Genomic DNA, 20345 nt, shown 5'->3' on the forward strand with positions numbered 1-20345 from the left:
AGCAGCGCCGGATGATCCATAGCTAGATAGCGAGATGGGGCCGGGCGCCCGCCCGAATACGGTGGGCGCCTGGCCCTTGTCTACGACGCCCTTGGTGCATCGCCTTAGGTACGAGTGGAGTTCTGTTTTTGATTGCCATGACGAGGAAGGTGCGCTGGGCGCTCGCCGGGACGGCGAGCGCCGTCGCGTTGGTGGTGGGCGTCGCGGTCGGCATCTCCATCGGGGGGGACTCCGAGCAGAAGGGCCCCGGCTGCGCGGTCTCCGCCAAGCTGGTCCCCGAGTGCGGCCGGTGGTGGGGCGTCGCGCCGGGCGTCTTCACGAACAAGTCGACGGAGCGGGCCCTCGCCGACTGGGAGGACAAGACCCGCCGCCCCGCCGACGCCGTCCACCTGTACCACCGGGACGGGGAGATCTTCCCGACCGACCGCGAGATCGCGATGGCGCGCGACGGCGGCCGCCCCCGGCTGCTCTTCCTCAACTGGAAGCCCGAGCTGGGCCGGACGTGGGCGCAGGTCGCCGCCGGTGACCCGGCCGTCGACCAGCACATCGACGACGTCGCCCGCCGCATCCGCGACGTCTACCCGGACCGGTTCTTCCTCGCCGTCCACCACGAGCCCGAGGAGGAGGTCCGGCCGGCGCCCGGGTCGGGCTTCACCGCCCGCGACTACGCCGCCATGGTCCGGTACGTGATCAAGCGGCTGCGGGCCGGCGGCGTGGACAACGCGGTGACCGTGATGGCGTACATGGGCGTCCCGAACTGGGGCGCGCAGCCCTGGTTCAACGACCTCTACCCGGGCGACGACGTGATCGACTGGGTCGCCGCCGACCTGTACGCGGACAAATGGGTGAACGACTTCGCCACCCTGGTCAACAAGACGCGCCCGGATTACCCGGCATGGCCCGGATTCTATGAATGGGCGTCGAAGCGGTTTCCGAAGAAGCCGCTGATGCTCGCCGAATGGGGCACCGTGAACCGCAAGAACGACCCGGATTTCAGCCGGCGGTTCTTCGCGTCCGTCCCGCGGCAGCTGCCGAGCTACCCCCGGCTGAAGGGGCTGCTCTACTTCGAGTCGCCGAAGACGCCCGTGGGCGACACGAGGTGGAACGCCACGGGCGCCTCGGCGAATGCATTCCGGAAGGTCGTTGAAATGCCGGACTTCAACCGCCTGACGCCGCCCTGACCGGCTCGCGCTCGCCGTCCGCGGACGACCCCGCGTCACCGTCGCCGTCCCCGCGCTCGGCGAGCAGCGACCGGCCCGCGAACACGGCCACGGCCAGCAGCAGGTAGCCGTAGATCCAGCCGGCGTACACGTCGGTGATCCAGTGCTTGCTGAGATGCCAGCGCGTGTACCCCTCCAGGAACGCGAACGCGGCGAGCGCGCCCCACACGATGGCGCGCGTCCGCGGTCCGGCCCGCAGGTAGGTCAGTGTGATCAGCACGATCACGCCGTAGATCGAGATCAGCCGGGCGCAGCCGCCCGACGGGTAGGTGCCGAGCGTCGTCGGCGGGTGGCCCCGGTCGACCAGCTTGGCGAGCCCGGTCTGCTGGAACCGCTCCACCAGGATGACCAAGCCGATCAGCACCACCGGCACCCACGGGCGGCGGCGCAGCCTGAGGGCGACGAGCGTGAGGACGATCGCCGCGCCCAGCCCGACGTACCGGGTCTGCCACACGTTCCCCGACTGCGTGATGAGCTTCATCGTGTCCGTGAACGCGCCGGGCCGCACGTGGCGCTGTGCGAGGTCGAACATCGGGACGTCGTGGGCCTTGAGGAGCCGCTGGCACAGCTCGCCGAGGGGCAGGCACACCGCGGTGACCAGGAAGGTTCCCGCGCCGAGGAAGACGACGAAGGAACCGAACGGGCCGAGCGTCCGGTCGAGCTGCGCGCGGGCGGTGCGCAGCCGCACGACCGCCCCCGTGCCGGCGCCCGCCGGACGGGCCGTCACGACGTACCCGAGGACGAACGACAGGACCATGCCGAGCAGGCAGAAGGCGATGAGCGCGGCCATCAACGGCCCTCAGGACGGCCGTCGCCGCTCGCGGAGCCACCGGGCCGCGGGTTGTTCGGCTGCGCGCCTCCGGGCGGCGGCACGCTGCCCGGCGGCTGCGGGGGCGCCTGCGCGGCGGCACCGGGACCACCGGGGCCACTCGGACGCGGACCGCCCGGGCCACCGGGACCGCCCGGACCGCCCGGACCGCCCGGACCACCCGGACCACCCGGACCACCTGGGCCGCCCGGACCACCCGGGCCGCTCGCGCCGGGGGCGGGGCCGCCCGCCGGGGAGAGGGCGGGCTTCTGCCTGCGGCGGAGCAGGAACACCGCGCCGCCCGCGGCCAGCGCGACGGCCGCCACGCCGCCCGCGATCAGGCCGATCGGGGAACCCTCGTCCTCCGGTGCCGCTCCGGGGTCGGTCGCGGCCTTCTCGTCGGGCGGGGGCGGGGGCGTGGCGACGGGGCTCTCCGTGCCGACGTCCGGTCCGGGGCCGGCCTTGCCGGGCGCCGCGCTGCCCGCGCTGCGCGCGAACAGCGAGAGCTCGTTGATCAGGCTGCCGCCGCCGCCCCGCCGCGCGCTCGCCCACGCCTTCGCGGTCGTGCTCGGCGCGAAGCTCCACGAGTAGGCGCGGACCGTCTTGCCGACCACGACGGCGTAGGTGCCCTTGCGCTTGACCGCTTTGTAGATGTCCACGATCAGCTGGTTGAAGGCGGTGTTGCGGGCGGGCAGCGTGCCGGCCGGGAAGATCGCGATGTAGACCGGGAGGCGGGCCCCCTCCAGCGGGGAGCGGAGCCGGTCGAGCTGGCCGTCGCTCAGGTCCTGGACGTCGGGCGCGATGTAGAGCCCGCCGTTCTCGGTGAGGCCCTGGACGACGTCCTCGAGGTCGATGCCGTTCGGAGCCGCGGCGAGCGCGCCCGGGGCGGTCCGCGGCGCGGCGAGGGCCGCGGTGTCGGCGGCCTGTGCGGCGGGCGGCCCGGGGATGGCGAGCAGCGCCACGCAGGCGGCCAGAACGGCGGGCGTCAGGCGGCGGACTCGCCCCGCCTGGACGCGCCGGATGGAATGCGGCATCACGAGTGACGGTCCTTCTTGCTCAGGGCGGGGGGTTGCTCAGGGCGAACGGATAGGGGACCACCGTACTGGTGGTTACCGGGCTTCTGGTCGCGTTTCCGCCTATTTCAGGTGCTCAGCGGACGAGCTCGTCCGGCGGCACCCTGACCGTGTCCGCCTCGGCGCGGAGGCCACGGGCGGTGCGCCGGCGCAGGACGAGCCATACGGCGGCGGAGCCGGCGATCAGCGCGGTCATCGTCCAGGCCAGCGGGACCGCACCCAGGCCGAACATCTTCAGGGACGACGCGACCAGGACGATCGCCAGGATACGGCGGATGATCCCGCCGGGGGCGCGCGAGGAGATCCGCGAGCCGAGGTAGACGCCGGGGATGGAGCCGACGAGCAGGGCGGTCGTGACCTCCATCTGGAAGTCGCCGAACAGCAGGTGGCCGATTGCGGCCGCGAGCACCAGCGGGACGGCCTGGAGCAGGTCGGTGCCGACGAGCTGGTTGGCCTTCAGCGCCGGGTAGAGGGCCAGCAGCGCGACGATGATGAGCGAGCCGGAGCCGACCGAGGTGATGCCGACGACGAGCCCGCCGACCGCGCCGACCACCACGGTCGGCACCGGACGGACCTTGACCTTCGGCGCCGTCCCGCTGGTCTTCTCCTCCGCGGCGTCGGGGCTGGCGCCCGCGCGGCGGGACAGGTAGCCGCGCAGCACGAGGCCCACGGCGGCGATCATGAGCGCGGCGCCCATGGCCTTGCTGATGATTTCCTCGACCTCGCCGCCGTGGCCTAGCGCCCGCGCGAGCAGGACGCCGGAGAACGCCGCCGGCACCGAACCGGCGCACAGCCAGGCGACCAGCCGCATGTCGATGGTGCCCTGGCGGTAGTGCACCGCGCTGCCGACGGGTTTCATCACCGCCGCGGCCACCAGGTCGCTCGACACGGCGGCGAGCGGGCTGACCCCGAAGAACGTCACGAGCATCGGCGTCATCAGGGCGCCGCCGCCCATGCCGGTCAGCCCGACGATGATGGCGACGAGGAACGAACCCAGCGCCATCGTCCAATCGAAGTCCATCGGCATGACCTACCAGCTTTGTAGGGATACTCGTCCAACAGGGTAAAGGAGCCCATCCAGACCTGGTAACCCTGGTATGCCCGAGTGAACCCCTCGGTTCGTTATTTATCGCGTTTGCGTAGCCGGAACTACGCGGAGCGTACCCAGCCGCCGTCCACCAGCAGGTCCAGGACCTTCGCGACCGCCTCGTCCGGCGTCATCCGGGACGTGTCGAGCGTCAGATCGGCGTCGACCGGGGCCTCGTAGGGGTCGGAGATGCCGGTGAACTCGGGGATCACGCCCGCGCGGGCCTTGGCGTACAGGCCCTTGCGGTCGCGCCGCTCGCACTCCTCCAGCGGCGTCGCGACGTGCACCAGGACGAAGTCGCCGACGGCGGACACCATCCGGCGGACCTCCGCGCGGGTCGCCGCGTACGGCGCGATCGGCGCGCAGATCGCGGTGCCGCCGTGCCGGGTGATCTCGGCGGCGACGAACCCGATGCGCCGGATGTTGAGGTCGCGGTCGGCGCGCGAGAACGTCAGGCCGGACGACAGCATCCGCCGCACGACGTCGCCGTCCAGCAGCGTGACCGTCCGGCCGCCGCGCTCGATCAGCGCGTCGGCGAGGCCGCGCGCGACCGTCGACTTGCCCGAGCCGGACAGGCCGGTGAAGAACACCGTCATGCCGCGCGACAGCTTCGGCGGCCGGGCCAGCGCCAGTTCGGCGGCGACGGCGGGCGGGGTGAACCAGTCGGGGATTGGCTCGCCGGCGTCCAGCAGCTCGTTCAGCCGCTCCCGGGTCAGCTCGGCCTGGACGTGGTCGGGCTCGATGCGCGCGACCGGCCGCCACACCTCGACGTCGGCGTCGTAGGCCCACGGCTCCGGCACGACGACCGGGATCGCCGTGTCCTCGATCTCGTGCTCGCCGAGCAGATGCGTGGCGCCGTACGCGGCGGCGACGTGCGCGTGGAGGTGGACGTCCCGCTTCTCCTGGACGCCCTGCTCCCCGCGCGCCGGGAGCGGGACGGGGATGATCCGCGCGCCGTCCGGCAGCTCCTTGCGGACGCCGAGCAGCGCCCGGACGAGCGACTCGTCGTGCTCGCCGCCCAGCAGCGGCAGCACGAGGACCGCCCCGGGCCCTGCGCCGAGCCGCTCGGCGACCTGCCTCAGCTGGCCGAGCTGCTTGCGGTGCAGCGGTTCGCGGACGGCCACCGCTAGAACGTTCCCTTCGACGGCGGCGAGCTCGTCGGGGCGGCGCCGCAGGCCGTGGAACGGTCCGTGGGCGGGGGCGCGGAGGGCCTCCAGCGGCCCGGCGAGCCGCCAGTCCCGGGTCGTCGGGTCCTGCCACGCCTCGTCCACCTTCAGGACCGCGACCGGCACGCCCTCCGGATCCTGCAGGACGATCCGCTCCTGGTCGGTCAGCTCCTTCGGGACCGACAGCGTGACCGGGACCGGCCACGGGGTCCCGTCGGCCAGCCGCCCGCCGGCGATCACCATCGCGGTGTCGTAGGAGCCGAGGAACCCGGTCAGCGGCCGGTACACGCCGGCCAGGACCAGCTCCAGGTCGGCGAGCTCCACCGGACCGGGGGTCCAGGCGGGCAGGTCGCGCAGCGTGTCGGGCAGGCCGGACTCGGCGGTCACCGCGATCTCCGATCTTGAGTCGGCGCCGCCGGTCAGGGCGCGGCGGCCGGACTGGAATGAATGGAGTTTCCGCAGGAAAAATACTGCGCCGGGCCGGGCGCACGCACCACCGCCCCGCCTGTGCGGGGGAGTCAGATGACCCTGGCGAAACGGTTCTCTGGTTTGCGGATCACGAGCGTGACCTCGCTGTGGTCCGCGGGAAGGCGGCCACGGCCGAGCACCGAGACCAGCCGGCACAGCAGCTCGGCGAGGCCGGTTCCGGCCCCGAGAGCCTTGATCGCCTGCCGGGACGTGTACTCCTCGGCGATCACCAGCCCGCGCATGACGCAGTACCACTGCATGCCCGACCGCGACGCGACCCGGTCGTAGATGGCCGGGGGCAGGCCCGTCCGGCCGGCGACGTGCAACCAGTTCGGGACCGTGCGGTCGAGGAAGCCGAAGGCGGTGTTGCGGTCGCGGAGCCGGACCAGCAGCAGCCCGCCGGGCTTCAGCGCGGCGACGAACCGGTCGAGGACCAGCTCGGCGTGCGGGACGCGCTCGATCAGGAACGAGGCGTGGACGATGTCGAAGGCGCGCGGCGGCAGCGGCACGGTCCGCAGGTCGCCGAGGTGCCAGGCGTCCAGGTCGGACCGCGCGGAGGTGGCGGCGCGCAGGTCGGGGGAGTCGATGTCGACGCCCGTGACGTGGTGCTCGCGGTCGCCGAGGTCCAAGCCCGTCCCCCAGCCGCAGCCCGCTTCCAGGATGTGGATCCGCTGCAGGGGCTTCTCTTGGGCGTACTGGCGAGCGCGTTGCGAGAAGAGATCGCCGTCGCTGACCGGCGGCGTACGCAGATCGGTCACAGTATCGCAGCGTAATCGACCGACTGCGTTCCGTCCGCTATTTGCCTATTCTTGGTAATGGCCGTGTCGCGCTGCGTTGCGGCGCTCGTCCCTCCGCCGGTCCTGTCCGCGAGCTGTGGCATCGCCTGAACGAGCGGGTGAGGCGGCGCGTACCCTGGAATCCGGTACCGGGATCCAGGTGGGATTCCCGGGTTTTCGGGCTGCCCTGCTCCGGCCGGCCGGCGGCTCCGCCGGCGAAACGGCCCTGCTAACGAGACGGCCCTACTAAACGAAACGGCGACGATGACGCTTTCTGGACTTGTTGATCTCGCGAGCACCGATCCCGGGTTGGCGCGCGCCCTCCAGACGGCACGGACGGATCAGGAGATCGTCGCGCCGTCCTCGCTGTGGCCGATCCTGGCGGCCGCGCTGAGCCGCCGCATCGGCGGGGACGCCGGGGGCGGTGTCGTCCTCGCCGTGACGGCCACAGGACGCGAGGCCGAAGATCTGACGGCGGCGCTGTCGAGCCTCCTCGACCCGGGCCGCGTCGCGCACTTCCCGGCGTGGGAGACGCTGCCGCACGAGAAGCTGTCGCCGCGTTCCGACACGGTCGGGCAGCGGATCGCCGTGCTGCGCCGTCTCGTCCACCCGGGCACGGGCGGCCCGCCCACCGAGGAAGAGTCGGGCACCGAGAAAAGCATGGGCGGTGCGGGCAAGGGCGGGGCGCTGGACGTCGTCGTCACGCCGATCCGCGCCGTGCTCCAGCCGATCGTGTCCGGCCTCGCCGACCTGGAGCCCGTCCGGCTGGTGTCCGGCGAGGACGCCGACATGGACGACGCCGTCCGCAGCCTGGTCGAGGCCGGGTACCACCGCGTCGACCTGGTGGAGAAGCGCGGCGAGATCGCGGTGCGCGGCGGCATCCTGGACGTGTTCCCGCCGACCGAGGAGCACCCGCTCCGGGTGGAGTTCTGGGGCGACACCGTCGAGGAGATCCGCTACTTCAAGGCCGCCGACCAGCGTTCGCTCGAAGTCGCACAGGACGGGCTCTGGGCGCCGCCGTGCCGCGAGCTGCCGCTGACGGAGCAGGTCCGCGAGCGGGCGAAGCTGCTGGCCGAGGAGCATCCGGCGCTGGAGGAGGTCCTCGGCCGGATCGCGGACGGCGACACCGTCGAGGGCATGGAGGCGTTCTCGCCCGTCCTCGCCGAGCGCATGGAGCTGCTGACCGACCTGCTGCCGGACGGCTCGGCGCTGCTGGTGTGCGAGCCGGAGCGGATCCGCACCCGCGCGGACGAGCTCGTCCGGACGAGCCAGGAGTTCCTGGAGGCGAGCTGGGTCAACGCCGCCGCCGGGGGAGAGGCGCCGATCGACCTGGGCGCCGCCGCGTTCCGGTCGCTGGAGGAGGTCCGCGCGCACAGCACGGAGCTGGGCCTGCCCCGATGGAGCGTGACAGCGCTCAACCCCCTCAATGCGAGCGGAGCGAGTGCGGGGGGTACAGGGGGGGCGTCCCCCCTGAGTGATGAGGGCGACGCGCTGAATCTGGGCGTGCAGCCTGCGGAGGCGTACCGGGGCGACACGATGCGGGTCGTCGGCGACCTCAAGGGCTGGATCGACGGCGGCTGGCGCGTGGTGATGGTCACCGCCGGGCACGGTCCCGCGGAGCGGCTCGTCCAGCTCGCCGGGGAGGAGGGCGTCGGCGCGCGGCTCGACGACCTCGCCGGGCCGCCCACCCCATCGGTCGTCACCGTCACGACCGGGCTGCTGGACACCGGGTTCACCTGGGAGTCGGTCAAGCTCGCGGTGCTGACGGAGACCGACCTGTCCGGGCAGAAGTCGTCCACCAAAGATGCGCGGCGGCTGCCGTCGCGGCGGCGCGGCGGCATCGACCCCCTGCAGCTCAAGGCCGGCGACTACGTCGTGCACGAGCAGCACGGCGTCGGACGCTACGTCGAGATGGTCAGCCGGACGGTCCAGGGCGCCACCCGCGAGTACCTGATCCTGGAGTACGCCAAGAGCGACCGGCTGTTCGTCCCGACCGACCAGCTCGAAGAGCTGACCCGCTACGTCGGCGGCGAGGCGCCGAGCCTGCACCGGCTCGGCGGCGCCGACTGGCAGAAGGCCAAGTCCCGCGCCCGCAAGGCCGTCAAGCAGATCGCCGGGGAGCTGATCCGGCTGTACTCGGCGCGGATGGCGAGCCCCGGCCACCCGTTCGGCCCCGACACCCCGTGGCAGCGGGAGCTGGAGGACGCGTTCCCCTACGTGGAGACGCCCGACCAGCTCGCCGCCATCGACGAGGTCAAGCTCGACATGGAGAAGCCCGTCCCGATGGACCGGCTGATCTGCGGCGACGTCGGCTACGGCAAGACGGAGATCGCGGTGCGGGCGGCGTTCAAGGCCGTCCAGGACGGCAAGCAGGTCGCGGTGCTCGTCCCGACGACGCTGCTGGTGCAGCAGCACATGTCGACGTTCACCGAGCGGTTCGCGGCGTTCCCCGTCGTGGTGAAGCCGATCAGCCGGTTCCAGTCCGACGGTGAGATCAACGAGACGCTGCGCGGGATGGCGGACGGCACCGTCGACGTCATCGTCGGCACGCACCGCATCCTGTCGTCGCAGACCCGCTTCAAGAACCTCGGCCTGGTGATCATCGACGAGGAGCAGCGGTTCGGCGTCGAGCACAAGGAGGAGCTGAAGCGCCTCCGGACGCAGGTGGACGTCCTCGCGATGTCCGCGACCCCGATCCCGCGGACGCTGGAGATGGGCCTGACCGGCATCCGGGAGATGTCGACCATCCTGACCCCGCCGGAGGAGCGGCATCCCGTCCTGACGTTCGTCGGGCCGTACGAGGAGAAGCAGATCGCCGCGGCGATCCGGCGCGAGCTGCTGCGCGAGGGCCAGGTGTTCTTCGTGCACAACCGGGTCCGGTCGATCAACAAGGTCGCGGCGAACCTGGCCAGGCTCGTCCCGGAGGCGCGGATCGGCATCGCGCACGGCCAGATGAACGAGAACGAGCTCGAAAAGGTCATGGTCGACTTCTGGGAGAAGAACTACGACGTCCTCGTCGCGACCACGATCGTCGAGTCCGGCCTGGACGTGCCGAACGCCAACACCCTGATCGTCGACCGCGCCGACATGTACGGCCTGTCGCAGCTCCATCAGCTCCGCGGGCGCGTCGGGCGCGGCCGGGAGCGCGCCTACTCCTACTTCCTCTACCAGCCGGAGCAGCCGCTCACCGAGACGGCGCACGAGCGGCTCGCGACGCTCGCGCAGCACACCGAGATCGGCGCGGGCATGTACGTCGCGATGAAGGACCTGGAGATCCGCGGCGCGGGCAACATCCTCGGTGCCGAGCAGTCCGGGCACGTCGCGGGCGTCGGGTTCGACCTGTACGTCCGGATGGTCGGGGAGGCGGTCAAGGACCTCAAGGAAGGCGGCGGCCGCGAGCCGGAGGCCGTGGAGACGAAGGTCGAGCTGCCCGTCGACGCGCACCTGCCGCACGAGTACGTCCCGGGCGAGCGGCTCCGGCTGGACGCCTACCGCCGCATCGCCGCGATCACGTCCGAGGACGAGATCGGCGCCGTCCACGACGAGCTGAAGGACCGGTTCGGGCCGCTGCCCGTCCCGGTGCTGAACCTCCTCGAGGTGGCGCGGTTCCGGACGAAGGCGCGCCGTGCCGGGCTCGCGGACGTGACCGTCCAGGGCAACTTCATCAAGTTCAGCCCGGCGCGCCTGCCCGACTCCAAGCAGGTCAGGCTGCAGCGGCTGTACCCGAAGAGCATCCTCAAGCCGGCGACCGACACCCTGCTCGTCCCGGCACCGAAGACCGCCCAGATCGGCGGCCGCCCGCTCCGCGACCAGGACCTCCTCCGCTGGGCCACCGACCTGGTTCAAGCGCTGTTTCTGGAGGCACCCGCCGCCTCTGGCAGCCGGTAGTCTGGCGCGACTTGATCTACAGCCCCATCGTGTGACGACGAGACGAGGTTTCCGTGCCTGGTAAGTCCGTGAAGGCCGCGGCGGCGGCCGGCGCCGCCGTGATCGCGGCCGGCGTGCTGACCGGCTGCGGCGCTTCGCCGAAGGTCGGCACCGCCGCGCTCGTCGGCGACGACCGCATCACCGTCACCACGCTCAGCCAGACCGTCCGCGACTGGCGCGAGCAGTTCCGGACGGACCCGCGCGCCAACGAGCTGCGCGCCAACCCGGGCAACCCGGCGCCGCAGCTCGGCGGCGAGTCCGAGTCCGACCTGCGCGGCGCGCTGACCCTGATGATCAACTTCCGGGTCGCGGGCGAGGTGGCGGAGAAGGCGGGCGTGACGGTCACCGGGGCGGAGGTGGACGGCGCCCTCGACTCGCTGAACCGGCAGGGCGGGGCCGCGTCGATCACCCTGGCCAGCGGGCTGCCCCGCGCGCATGTCCGTGACCTCGCCCGGCTTGTCGCCACGCAGCGCGCGGTGATGCAGCGGTTCGGCGCCGACCTGCGAAGCGAGCTGAGCCCGGCGACGCAGCAGGCCGGGCAGAAGTGGAACGAGCTGTTCCGCAGCACCGCGGACGGCATGGACATCGAGGTCAACCCGCGCTACGGCAGCTACGACCCGGGCCAGTTCGAGGTCGGGCCGGTCCGGTTCCGGCTGTCCAGCCCCGATTCGGGTACGCGGGGCGCATGAGCCTGACACTGCTCGCGACCACGCACCGCGTGGCGCCGGGCCTGCTGACCTGGCGCGCGTGGGACGCGCTCCGGTCGGCGTCCGCAGTCAGGGCCCGGACGGGGCATCCGCTGCTGCCGTCCCTCGGCGACGCGGGAGTCGTGCCCGAGCTGGTGGACGAGCCCGACGCGGCCTCGCTGGTCGCGGACGCCCGCCGCGCCGACGTCCTGTGGATCGCCGCGCCCGAGGGCGACGAGGCCCTGATGCGCGAGATCGGCCACCTGGTGGTGAGCGACCCGCTGGAGGTGGAGGTGCTGCACGGGTCGTACGACCTGCCCGGCGCGCGGCTCCTCGACCTCGTCTCGGTGATGGACACGCTGCGCCGCGACTGCCCGTGGGACCGCAAGCAGACCCACGCGACCCTCGTCCCGTACCTGCTGGAGGAGGCCTACGAGGTCCTCGACACCATCGAGGCGGGCGACTACGGCGCGCTGCGCGAGGAGCTCGGCGACGTGCTGATGCAGGTGGCGTTCCACTCGGTCGTCGCCGCCGAGCGCGACGACGAGACCGCGTTCACCATCGACGACGTGGCGGGCGCGATCGTCGACAAGCTCGTCCGGCGGCACCCGCACGTGTTCGGGGACGTGACCGTCTCCGGTGCCGACGAGGTCAACGCCAACTGGGAGCAGATCAAGGCGGCGGAGCGGGCGGAGAAGAGCGGCGAGGAGGCCTCGGCGCTCGACGGCGTGCCGATGGGGCAGCCCGCGCTGTCGCTCGCCGCGCAGCTCCAGCGCCGCGCCGCCCGCCTGGACGCCCCGTCCGGCCTCGCCGACGGTCTCGTCACCAATGACGATGACAACAATGACGATGACCTGGGCGAACGGCTTTTCGGGCTGGTCCGGGAGGCGGTGGCGCGGGGGCTGGACGCCGAGTCGGAGTTGCGGGCGGTTTCGAGGGTATTCCGGGATCGTGTCCGAGCCTGGGAGCGGTCGAACCGGTCCGACTGATTCGCGAGGTATCTACCCAAATATCGCGGATGGGGTAGTCCGGTGGGGGCGGCGCGTCTACTCTGAGCGCGTGTCGGCTGGGGCTGATGGTGACTCCGGGGACCCCGAAGTACTACAGGGCGTCCCCGCGGGCGAGCGCGCGCCCGCAGAACGGGACGTCCTGAACCCGCCACGCCGCCGCCCCCGGCGCGTGTTCACCGCGTCCACGACCCGCGCCCAGAAGGCCCGCGCGCTCCGCAACCTGTTCACGCTCGGCGGGCTCGCCGGCGGCCTCGTCGCGCTGATGCTGCTCCCCACCACCTGCGCCGCCGGGGTCGGCGCCCGCGACGCCGCCACCTGGTTCTTAAAGGAGCCGGAGGGGCTCACGACGTCCGGCGTCCCGCAGCGGTCCACGATCCTCGACGCGAGCGGCCGCACCCTCGCCACGTTCTTCTACCAGAACCGCGTGGACGTCCCGATGGACAAGATCGCGCCCGTGCTCCGGATCGCCGTGCTCGCCATCGAGGACAGCCGCTTCTACAACCACGGCGCCATCGACGCGCAGGGCACCCTGCGGGCGCTCGCGAGCAACCTCGGCCACGGCCAGGTCACCCAGGGCGGCTCCGGCATCACCCAGCAGTACGTCAAGAACCTGCTGGTCACCCAGGCCGACTCCGACGCGGAGCGGCAGGCGGCGCAGGAGGTGTCCGCGGCGCGCAAGATCCGCGAGCTCAAGTACGCGGTCGCGCTGGAGAAGCGGTTCACCAAGGACGAGATCCTCCGCCGCTACCTCAACATCGCCTACTACGGCGACGGCGCGTACGGCATCGAGGCGGCGTCCCGGCATTACTTCTCCAAGCACGCGTCCGAGCTGAACCTCGCCGAGGCGGCGCTGCTCGCCGGCGTCATCCGCTACCCCTACGCCTACGACCCGACCCAGCATCCCGAAGAGGCACGGGACCGGCGCAACGTCGTCCTCAACCGGATGGCCGAGCTCGGCTGGATCGAGCGCGCCACCGCCGACGCCACCGCGCGGCTCCCGATCAGGCTGGACGTCGACGACGTCAAGAGCGGCTGCGTGACCAGCAAGGCGCCGTTCTTCTGCGACTACGTCCAGCGGGAGATCCTCACCAACCCGGTGTTCGGCCAGACCGCCGAGGCGCGGGAGAAGCTGCTCAAACGCGGCGGCCTCACGATCCGCACCACGATGGACCGGCGGGCGCAGAAGGCCGCGCAGCGGGCCGTGGACCGGCACGTCCCGCAGAAGAACTCCGCGGGCAAGGCGGCGGCGGAGGCGATGGTCGAGCCGGGCACCGGCGAGATCAAGGCGCTGGTCGTCGACCGGCAGCTCGGCCCCGACAAGGAGCGCGGCAAGACCTGGATCAACTTCGCCGCCGACGCCAGCCACGGCTCCAGCATCGGGATGCAGGCCGGGTCGACGTTCAAGGCGTTCACGCTGGCCGCCGCGCTCGACGAGGGCATGCCGTTCGGTACCCGGCTGATGGCGCCGCGCGAGTACACGCCCGTCGGCTTCCGCAACTGCAAGGGGCAGCGCGTCGGCGACGCGTCCAAGACGCTCGGCAACGCCGCCGACGGCGAGGGCGGCAAGAAGTTCAGCATCGTCACCGGCACCCAGCACTCCGTCAACACCTTCTTCCTCGCGCTGCAGAAGGAGGTCGGCCTCTGCGACACCGTCAAGATGGCCGAGCGGCTCGGGATGCGGCAGTCCAGCGGGGAGCCGCTGGAGCAGTTCCCGGCGTTCACGCTGGGGTTCAACCCCGTCTCGCCGCTGCGGCTCGCGGCGGCCTACGCGGCGTTCGGCGCGCGCGGCGAGTACTGCAAGCCGATCGCGATCCGGTCGATCATCGACGCGTCCGGGCGCAGGCTGAAAGTGCCGCCGCGCGAGTGCGACCAGGTGATGGACAAGGGCGTCGCCGACGCCGTCAACCACGTGCTCACCGGCGTGCTCACCAAGGGCACGGCGCGCGGCATGGGCCTCGGCCGCGACGCCGCCGGCAAGACCGGCACCGTCGACAACTTCTCCGCCGCCTGGTTCGCCGGGTACACGCCCGACCTCGCCTCGGCCGTCTGGGTCGGCGATCCGCGCGGCGGCTACAAGTACCCGATGGAAAGCCTCTGCATGGACGGCCGCTGCTACGGCTCGGTGTTCGGTGCGACGATCCCCGCGCCGATCTGGCGGCAGAGCATGCTCGGGGCGCTGTCGGACACGTCCCCAACGTCGTTCGTTCGGCCGCCGTCGCACTTCTTCAGCAAGGGGACGGGCGAGGAGAAGGTCGAACTGCCCGACGTCCGCGGCATGAAGCCGGACGAGGCCGTCAAGAAGCTCCGCGAGGCCGGGTTCGAGCCCCGCATCGAGAGGCCCGCCGTCGAGTCCCGCAAGTACAAGAAGGGCACCATCGCCGAGATGGACCCGGCCCCCGGCAAGGCAGAGCCGGGCGAGACCATCGAGCTGCGCGTCAGCAAAGGTCCAGGACCCCGCGACGGCGACCCGCCGGTCCCGCCGGTCACCCCGCCGCCGACGTTCCCGACGTTCCCGGCCGCCCCCGGCGACCGCTCCCAGCTCACGCCGCCCTGATCCGGCTCTGCCCTTCCCATAGGGCCTGACCTGCTGCTTTGTGTGATCGTCCGGCGTCCGGGTAGATCACCGGTGGGGTGCTCACCCCTGTTGAGCGTCGCGAAACCTAAGCTGTGCGAATCAAGCGTGCGAAATATGCGTGCGTATCCGTTCGGGGGGACGATCGTCATGCGAGCCATCGCCGTGTCCGAGTACGGCGCCACACCGGCGCTGATGAACCTGCCGCGCCCGGAGCCGGGTCCCGGGGAGATCCTGGTGAAGATGATCGCGGCCGGGCTGAACCCGTTCGACTGGAAGCTCGCCGACGGCATGGTGAAGGACTCCGTCGACACCACGTTCCCGCTGATCCTGGGCGTGGACGGCGCGGGCGTCGTGGAGGAGGTCGGCGAGGGCGTGACCCGGCTGCGGGAGGGCCAGCCGGTCTACGGGACGTTCGCCGGGATCGAGCGGGGCCTCGGCGCGTTCGCCGAGTACGCCCTCGTCCGGGAGGACGGGCCGGTCGCCGCGATGCCGGAAGGGATGATCTACACGCAGGCCGCCGCGGTGCCGACCGCGAGCGGCGCCGCGCTCGGGATGGTCGACCAGGCGCGGGTCGACGAGGGGCAGACCGTCCTCGTCGTCGGGGCGACGGGCGGCGTCGGGCAGGGCGTGGTGCAGCTCGCCTCCCTCGCCGGTGCCAAGGTGATCGCCACGGCCTGCGACGACATGGCCGGGACGATGCGCCGCCTCGGCGCCGACGAGACCGTCGACCACACCCGCGGCGACGGGGCCGACGGGCTCAACGCCCAGGTGCTGGCCGTCCACAACGACGGGATCGACGCCGTCCTCGACGTCGTCAGCGACACCCCCGCCACCGAGGACATCGCGCAGCTGCTCCGCCCCGGCGGGACCTACGTCAGCTCAATCTGGGCGGTGAACCCCGACGCCATGGAGGCCAAGGGCCTGCGCGGGCTCAACCTGGAGGGCGGGCTGAGCTCCGGCACGCTCGACCGGCTCTCCGCCCTCATCGACGCGAGCGAACTCCGCGTCCAGGTCGAACGCGAGGTGCCCCTGGAGGACGCGCCGGACGCGCTGGCCGCCAACCGGGCGGGCGGCGCGCGCGGCAAGACCGTGATCCGCATCTGATCCGGTGCGAGGACGGGATGCACGGGTGAACCGTCCCGCCACGGGCATGCAGACCCACGGGAGGAACACATGAACCACAGCAGTCCGGACGACGACCGCCCCGCCGCCGACGACCGGTCCGGCGACCGGTCCGCCAACGACGATCGGCCCGCCAGCAACGACCGGTCCGCCAACGACGATCGGCGCGCCCGGCTCCGCGACATCGACGCGTCCCTCGACCGCCTCCGCGCCGACCTAACCCCGCCGCCCGCCGACGCCGGCGACAACATCGACTCGGGGCAGTACCTCGCGGCCCGGCAGGAGCTGGAGGGGCAGATCGAGCTGCTGGAGTACGAGCGCGAACGCCTCCGCTCCGAACTCGGCCTCTCCTGACGCGGTTCCCTCGCCCTGGAGGCTGCGGTCTCAGCGGGGAAGGCGCAGGACGAACCGGGCGCCGGGGACGCCGTCCAGGCGGTCGGTGAGGACCAGCGAGCCGTTGTGCGCCTCGGCGATGTCGCGGGAGATCGCGAGGCCGATGCCGGTGCCGCCGGCGTCGCGGTGCCGGCCCTCCGCCAGCCGCGCGAAGCGCTCGAACACCCGCTCCCGGTCGGTCGGCGCGACGCCGGTGCCGTCGTCGATCACCTCGACCACGGCGGTGGACGGCTCCTCCACGCTGATGATGACCGTCACCTCGGACGCCGCGTGCCGGTCCGCGTTGTCGATCAGGTTCGTCAGCACCCGGGACAGCTCGCTGCGGCCGCCGTTGACCGTCACCGCCCCCTCCGCGAGGACGGTCACCTGCTTGCGGAACGGGCGGCGCAGCACCTCCTGGTCCGCCAGCTCGGTCAGGTCCACCGGCTCGCGCGGGAAGTTCCGGTCGGCCTCCAGGCGCGACAGCGCCAGCAGGTCGTCCACCACCGCCCCCACCCGGTCGGTGTTGATCAGGATGGCCTGGAGCGTGTCGCGGACGTCGGCGTCGTCCGGGGCCGACAGGGCCAGCTCCAGCTCCATCCGCAGCGCGGCGAGCGGGCTGCGCAGCTCGTGGGACACGTCGATGACGAACGCGCGCTGCCGCGCCACCGCCCGTTCCAGCCGGTCGAGCGTCGCGTTGATGCTCACGGCGAGCATCCCCACCTCGTCCCGGCGGGCCGGCACCGGCACGCGGCGCTCCAGGTCGGTCGCGGTGATCTCGTCCAGCTCCTGCCGGATGTCGTTCACCGGGCGCAGGGTGCCGCCGACCGAGCGCCACGTCCCGTAGCAGACGATGCCGGTGCCCAGCAGGACACCGATCAGCAGCAGCAGAGCGAGCTTCGGCTGGGGCAGCAGCCCCGGCTCGGGCGTCAGCGAGTAGACGTACTTGGCGTTCGGCCCCGTCCCCACGCGGAACTCGACGATGAGGAAGCAGGGGCCGCCCGGCAGGTTGCCGCTGCAGGTGCGGCCCTCGCGGCGGTCGTCCCCGGGCGGGGGCGGCGGGAACCGCGGCGGCAGCCGGTCGCGCATCCGCGGCGATGCCGCGATCACCTGGCCCTTCGCGTCCAGCACCACGAGCAGTTCGTTGCCGGAGGCGCCGAGCTCCTGCTCCGCGGTCCCGGCGTTGAGCGCGACCGCCACGTGGCGGCCGTCCTGCGAGATCTCCTGCATGGCGTCGTCGATCGTCTGCTTGCGGCTGCCCGACAGCACCAGCCCCGCCATCGCCGTGGTCAGCACGAAGGCGACCAGCGTCGAGGTCAGCGTCACCCGCAGCCGGATCTTGGGCGGGCGCAGCAGGTTCCGCCAGATCCAATCGCCCAGGCCCGAGGTCAGCCCGCCGCGCCCAGAAGTCCTGGGCCGGGGGAGCTTGGGCCGGGGGAGCTTGGGCCGGAGGCGCCGTTGCCGGAGACGCCTGGGCCGGAAGCGCGAGGAACGGACGCGTATGACGACCTCCCCGGGACGCTCCTGCCAGTACCAGATCTTTCTTGCCTGAAGCGGGCAAACATGACCGTGGGGGACGGGTAAAAGATCGTTCAGCCGCCTCCGGGCCGGAACCGGCCCGGAGGCGGCCGGGCGTGCCGTGAATGCTCCGCGATCGTCCGGTTTGTACGGGGTCGCGGGGAAGACGGCGAGCCCGTTCGGCGGCTTGGGGGCGGCGCGGCTAGGCTCGGTGGCTGCACTCAGACACTCGTCATCATCATCAGGGGGTTCCCCGTGTCATCGATCGAGGCCGTACTCGCCCGGGAGATCCTGGACTCCCGCGGCAATCCGACCGTCGAGGTCGAGGTACTGCTCGCCGATGGGACCGAGGCGCACGCGGCCGTGCCGAGCGGGGCCTCCACGGGCCAGTTCGAGGCCGTCGAGCTGCGCGACGGCGGCGAGCGCTACGGCGGCAAGGGCGTCCGCAACGCCGTCCGGGCCGTCAACGAGACCATCGACGAGAAGCTCGTCGGCTACCCGGCGTCCGACCAGCGGCTGATCGACCAGCTCCTGGTCGACCTGGACGGCACCCCGGCCAAGTCGGCGCTCGGCGCCAACGCGATCCTCGGCGTCAGCCTCGCCGTCGCCAAGGCCGCCGCCGACTCCGCCGGGCTGCCGCTGTTCCGCTACGTCGGGGGGCCGAACGCGCACCTGCTGCCCGTCCCGATGATGAACATCCTGAACGGCGGCGCGCACGCCGACACCAACGTCGACGTCCAGGAGTTCATGATCGCGCCGATCGGCGCGGCGACCTTCGCGGAGGCGCTGCGCTGGGGCGCCGAGACCTACCACGCGCTGAAGTCGGTGCTGAAGTCCAAGGGCCTGAACACCGGCCTCGGCGACGAGGGCGGCTTCGCGCCCGACCTGCCGAGCAACCGCGACGCGCTCGACCTGATCATGGAGGCGATCCGCAACGCGGGCTTCACCCCGGGACGCGACATCGCCCTCGCCCTGGACGTCGCCGCCACCGAGTTCCACGCCGACGGGCAGTACACCTTCGAGGGCGCCAAGCGGTCCGCCGACGACATGGCGGCCTACTACGGCGAGCTGATCAGCGAGTACCCCCTCGTCTCCATCGAGGACCCGCTCGACGAGGAGGACTGGCCCGGCTGGGAGGGCCTCACCGCCGCCGTCGGCGACCGCGTCCAGATCGTCGGCGACGACCTGTTCGTCACCAACCCCGAGCGGCTCGCCCGCGGTATCAAGGCCCGCGCCGCGAACGCGCTGCTGGTCAAGGTCAACCAGATCGGCACGCTCAGCGAGACCCTCGACGCCGTCGCGCTCGCGCAGACCAGCGGCTACCGCTGCATGATGAGCCACCGGTCCGGCGAGACGGAGGACACGACGATCGCCGACCTGGCCGTCGCCACCAACTGCGGCCAGATCAAGACCGGCGCGCCCGCCCGCAGCGACCGCGTCGCCAAGTACAACCAGCTGCTGCGCATCGAGGAGCTGCTCGACGACGCCGCCCGCTACGCCGGCGCCGCCGCGTTCCCGCGCTTTGACGGCCGGGGCTGACTGACGCGCCCCTGACCGAGGCCGGGGCGCCCGGCCCGAGCCGGACGCCACCGGGGACCGGAACCCTGTTCCGGTCCCCGGGCCCGCCGGTTTTCGGACAGATGGCCCCGACCGCACACCGGAGACACGCGAGTCCAGGACGACCACGCAGGGGACACGATGGCTGACGGCAAAGCCGCCCCCAAAGGCGGGAACGACGGCGACGACACCGGCCGCGAGGCCGCGCACGGCGGCGGCACGCGCCGCGGCAACCCGGCCCTGACCAGCCGCGCCGCCATCCTGGCGGTGGTGGTGTGCGCCATCGCGCTGAGCCTTGCCTACCCCGTCCGCGAGTACATCGCGCAGCGCAAGGAGATCGCGGACCTCCAGCGCAAGGAGGCCGCGGCCCGGCGGCAGGTGGAGATCCTTGCCCAACGCAAGCAACAACTGGGCGAGAAGTCGTACATTGAGCGTGAGGCGACGCGAAGGCTCCATTACTGCCGCCCTGACGTAAAGTGCTACATCGTCCTGGACGGCAGCGGCGGGGACGGACGGCAGGCCCGCAAGGGCGGCCCGACGACCAGGCCGCCCTGGTACGAGACGCTGTGGCGGTCGGTCGAGTCCGCAGACAGGCCGCGCTGACCCGTCCAACGGGCCCGGTGCGACGTGTCCGGCGCGACATGGTCGACTGGCGCCGATGGACGCGTCCCGGCAGGAGCACCGGGGCACGGACGGGAGAGCGCCGCCGGTGCTGCGGGCCCGCCCGCGCCACCACGGGGCCGCCGCAAGGCGCCGTGCCGGCTTCCCGAGCGGCGGGAAGTGCTTGTCGGAGGGCGTCGCAGGGCGCCGGAGGGGTGTCGGCGGCCGGAGGCGCCGTGCTGGGCCGGAGGGGGCCGTGTTGGTCGTAAGGGCGCCTGTTGGTTGTAAGGGCGCGTGTTGGTCGAAAGGGCGCGTGTTGGCCGGAGAGCGCGGCTGGAACGCGCAGTCGAGGCGGGTCGGGGAGCTCCGCCGGTGGGGAC

At 72.3% G+C, this 20345-nt stretch carries 15 protein-coding genes; 9 read left to right on the forward strand and 6 right to left on the reverse strand.

Going from position 1 to position 20345, the window contains the following annotated elements; genetic code table 11:
- Nucleotides 1–137: 137 nt before the first annotated feature.
- Nucleotides 138–1181, forward strand: coding sequence for a hypothetical protein (locus tag ACH34S_RS30130; protein WP_395956211.1), 1044 nt, complete (start codon nucleotides 138–140; stop codon nucleotides 1179–1181).
- Here the strand turns inward: ACH34S_RS30130 and ACH34S_RS30135 are convergent.
- The 5 genes from ACH34S_RS30135 to ACH34S_RS30155 form a co-directional block, all read right to left on the reverse strand.
- Nucleotides 1159–2010, reverse strand: a complete 852-nt coding sequence (locus ACH34S_RS30135; RefSeq protein WP_395956212.1) for a phosphatase PAP2 family protein — start codon at nucleotides 2008–2010, stop codon at nucleotides 1159–1161. The genes ACH34S_RS30130 and ACH34S_RS30135 overlap by 23 nt on opposite strands.
- Nucleotides 2010–3062 (reverse strand): hypothetical protein, encoded by a 1053-nt coding sequence (locus ACH34S_RS30140; protein ID WP_395956213.1) that lies wholly within the window; start codon nucleotides 3060–3062, stop codon nucleotides 2010–2012. The genes ACH34S_RS30135 and ACH34S_RS30140 overlap by 1 nt, the downstream gene beginning before the upstream one ends.
- 115 nt (nucleotides 3063–3177) lie before the next feature.
- A complete protein-coding gene (locus tag ACH34S_RS30145) occupies nucleotides 3178–4122 on the reverse strand; it encodes a sulfite exporter TauE/SafE family protein (protein ID WP_395956214.1) in 945 nt (314 codons plus the stop codon).
- Between the two features lie 128 nt (nucleotides 4123–4250).
- A complete protein-coding gene (gene cysC, locus ACH34S_RS30150) occupies nucleotides 4251–5741 on the reverse strand; it encodes an adenylyl-sulfate kinase (protein WP_395956215.1) in 1491 nt (496 codons plus the stop codon).
- Between the two features lie 131 nt (nucleotides 5742–5872).
- A complete protein-coding gene (locus ACH34S_RS30155) occupies nucleotides 5873–6580 on the reverse strand; it encodes a class I SAM-dependent methyltransferase (protein ID WP_395956216.1) in 708 nt (235 codons plus the stop codon).
- Between the two features lie 282 nt (nucleotides 6581–6862).
- Here ACH34S_RS30155 and mfd point away from each other — a divergent pair, with 282 nt between their 5' ends.
- From mfd to ACH34S_RS30185, 6 genes are all read left to right on the forward strand, one after another.
- Nucleotides 6863–10486 (forward strand): transcription-repair coupling factor, encoded by a 3624-nt coding sequence (gene mfd, locus ACH34S_RS30160; protein ID WP_395956217.1) that lies wholly within the window; start codon nucleotides 6863–6865, stop codon nucleotides 10484–10486.
- A 53-nt stretch (nucleotides 10487–10539) separates the two neighbouring features.
- On the forward strand, nucleotides 10540–11214 hold the full coding sequence (locus ACH34S_RS30165; RefSeq protein WP_395956218.1) for a hypothetical protein: 675 nt from the start codon (nucleotides 10540–10542) through the stop codon (nucleotides 11212–11214).
- Nucleotides 11211–12200: a MazG family protein gene (locus tag ACH34S_RS30170; protein WP_395956219.1), complete on the forward strand. Its 990-nt coding sequence runs from the start codon at nucleotides 11211–11213 to the stop codon at nucleotides 12198–12200. Before ACH34S_RS30165 ends, ACH34S_RS30170 begins: the two co-directional genes overlap by 4 nt.
- Before the next feature lie 70 nt (nucleotides 12201–12270).
- Entirely contained in the window at nucleotides 12271–14775 is a 2505-nt protein-coding gene (locus ACH34S_RS30175) for a transglycosylase domain-containing protein (protein ID WP_395956220.1), read from the forward strand.
- 168 nt (nucleotides 14776–14943) lie between these two features.
- A complete protein-coding gene (locus ACH34S_RS30180; RefSeq protein WP_395956221.1) occupies nucleotides 14944–15900 on the forward strand; it encodes an NADP-dependent oxidoreductase in 957 nt (318 codons plus the stop codon).
- Between the two features lie 69 nt (nucleotides 15901–15969).
- The gene (locus ACH34S_RS30185) at nucleotides 15970–16272 is read left to right on the forward strand and encodes a hypothetical protein (protein ID WP_395956222.1); all 303 of its coding nucleotides are present in this window, start codon (nucleotides 15970–15972) and stop codon (nucleotides 16270–16272) included.
- 30 nt (nucleotides 16273–16302) lie between these two features.
- Here the strand turns inward: ACH34S_RS30185 and ACH34S_RS30190 are convergent, their stop codons facing one another.
- Nucleotides 16303–17616 carry a sensor histidine kinase gene (locus ACH34S_RS30190; RefSeq protein WP_395956223.1) on the reverse strand — a complete coding sequence of 438 codons (1314 nt, stop codon included), beginning with the start codon at nucleotides 17614–17616 and terminating at the stop codon, nucleotides 16303–16305.
- Between the two features lie 447 nt (nucleotides 17617–18063).
- On the opposite strand from ACH34S_RS30190, the gene eno reads away from it, so the two are divergent.
- Together eno and ACH34S_RS30200 are read left to right on the forward strand one after the other, a co-directional pair.
- Entirely contained in the window at nucleotides 18064–19347 is a 1284-nt protein-coding gene (gene eno / locus ACH34S_RS30195) for a phosphopyruvate hydratase (RefSeq protein ID WP_395956224.1), read from the forward strand.
- A gap of 159 nt (nucleotides 19348–19506) precedes the next feature.
- Complete coding sequence (locus ACH34S_RS30200) at nucleotides 19507–19968, forward strand: septum formation initiator family protein (RefSeq protein WP_395956225.1); 462 nt, start codon at nucleotides 19507–19509, stop codon at nucleotides 19966–19968.
- Nucleotides 19969–20345 lie beyond the last annotated feature (377 nt).

Source organism: Actinomadura sp. 3N508, assembly GCF_044326375.1.
GTDB lineage: Bacteria > Actinomycetota > Actinomycetes > Streptosporangiales > Streptosporangiaceae > Spirillospora.

Excerpts from the sequence above, each read along its gene's own strand:
- mfd (WP_395956217.1), top strand. The coding sequence starts at position 6,863 with ATGACGCTTTCTGGACTTGTTGATCTCGCGAGCACCGATCCCGGGTTG.
- ACH34S_RS30200 (WP_395956225.1), top strand. The coding sequence starts at position 19,507 with ATGGCTGACGGCAAAGCCGCCCCCAAAGGCGGGAACGACGGCGACGAC.
- ACH34S_RS30170 (WP_395956219.1), top strand. The coding sequence starts at position 11,211 with ATGAGCCTGACACTGCTCGCGACCACGCACCGCGTGGCGCCGGGCCTG.
- ACH34S_RS30130 (WP_395956211.1), top strand. The coding sequence starts at position 138 with ATGACGAGGAAGGTGCGCTGGGCGCTCGCCGGGACGGCGAGCGCCGTC.
- ACH34S_RS30145 (WP_395956214.1), bottom strand. The coding sequence starts at position 4,122 with ATGGACTTCGATTGGACGATGGCGCTGGGTTCGTTCCTCGTCGCCATC.
- ACH34S_RS30140 (WP_395956213.1), bottom strand. The coding sequence starts at position 3,062 with ATGCCGCATTCCATCCGGCGCGTCCAGGCGGGGCGAGTCCGCCGCCTG.
- ACH34S_RS30185 (WP_395956222.1), top strand. The coding sequence starts at position 15,970 with ATGAACCACAGCAGTCCGGACGACGACCGCCCCGCCGCCGACGACCGG.
- ACH34S_RS30180 (WP_395956221.1), top strand. The coding sequence starts at position 14,944 with ATGCGAGCCATCGCCGTGTCCGAGTACGGCGCCACACCGGCGCTGATG.
- ACH34S_RS30135 (WP_395956212.1), bottom strand. The coding sequence starts at position 2,010 with ATGGCCGCGCTCATCGCCTTCTGCCTGCTCGGCATGGTCCTGTCGTTC.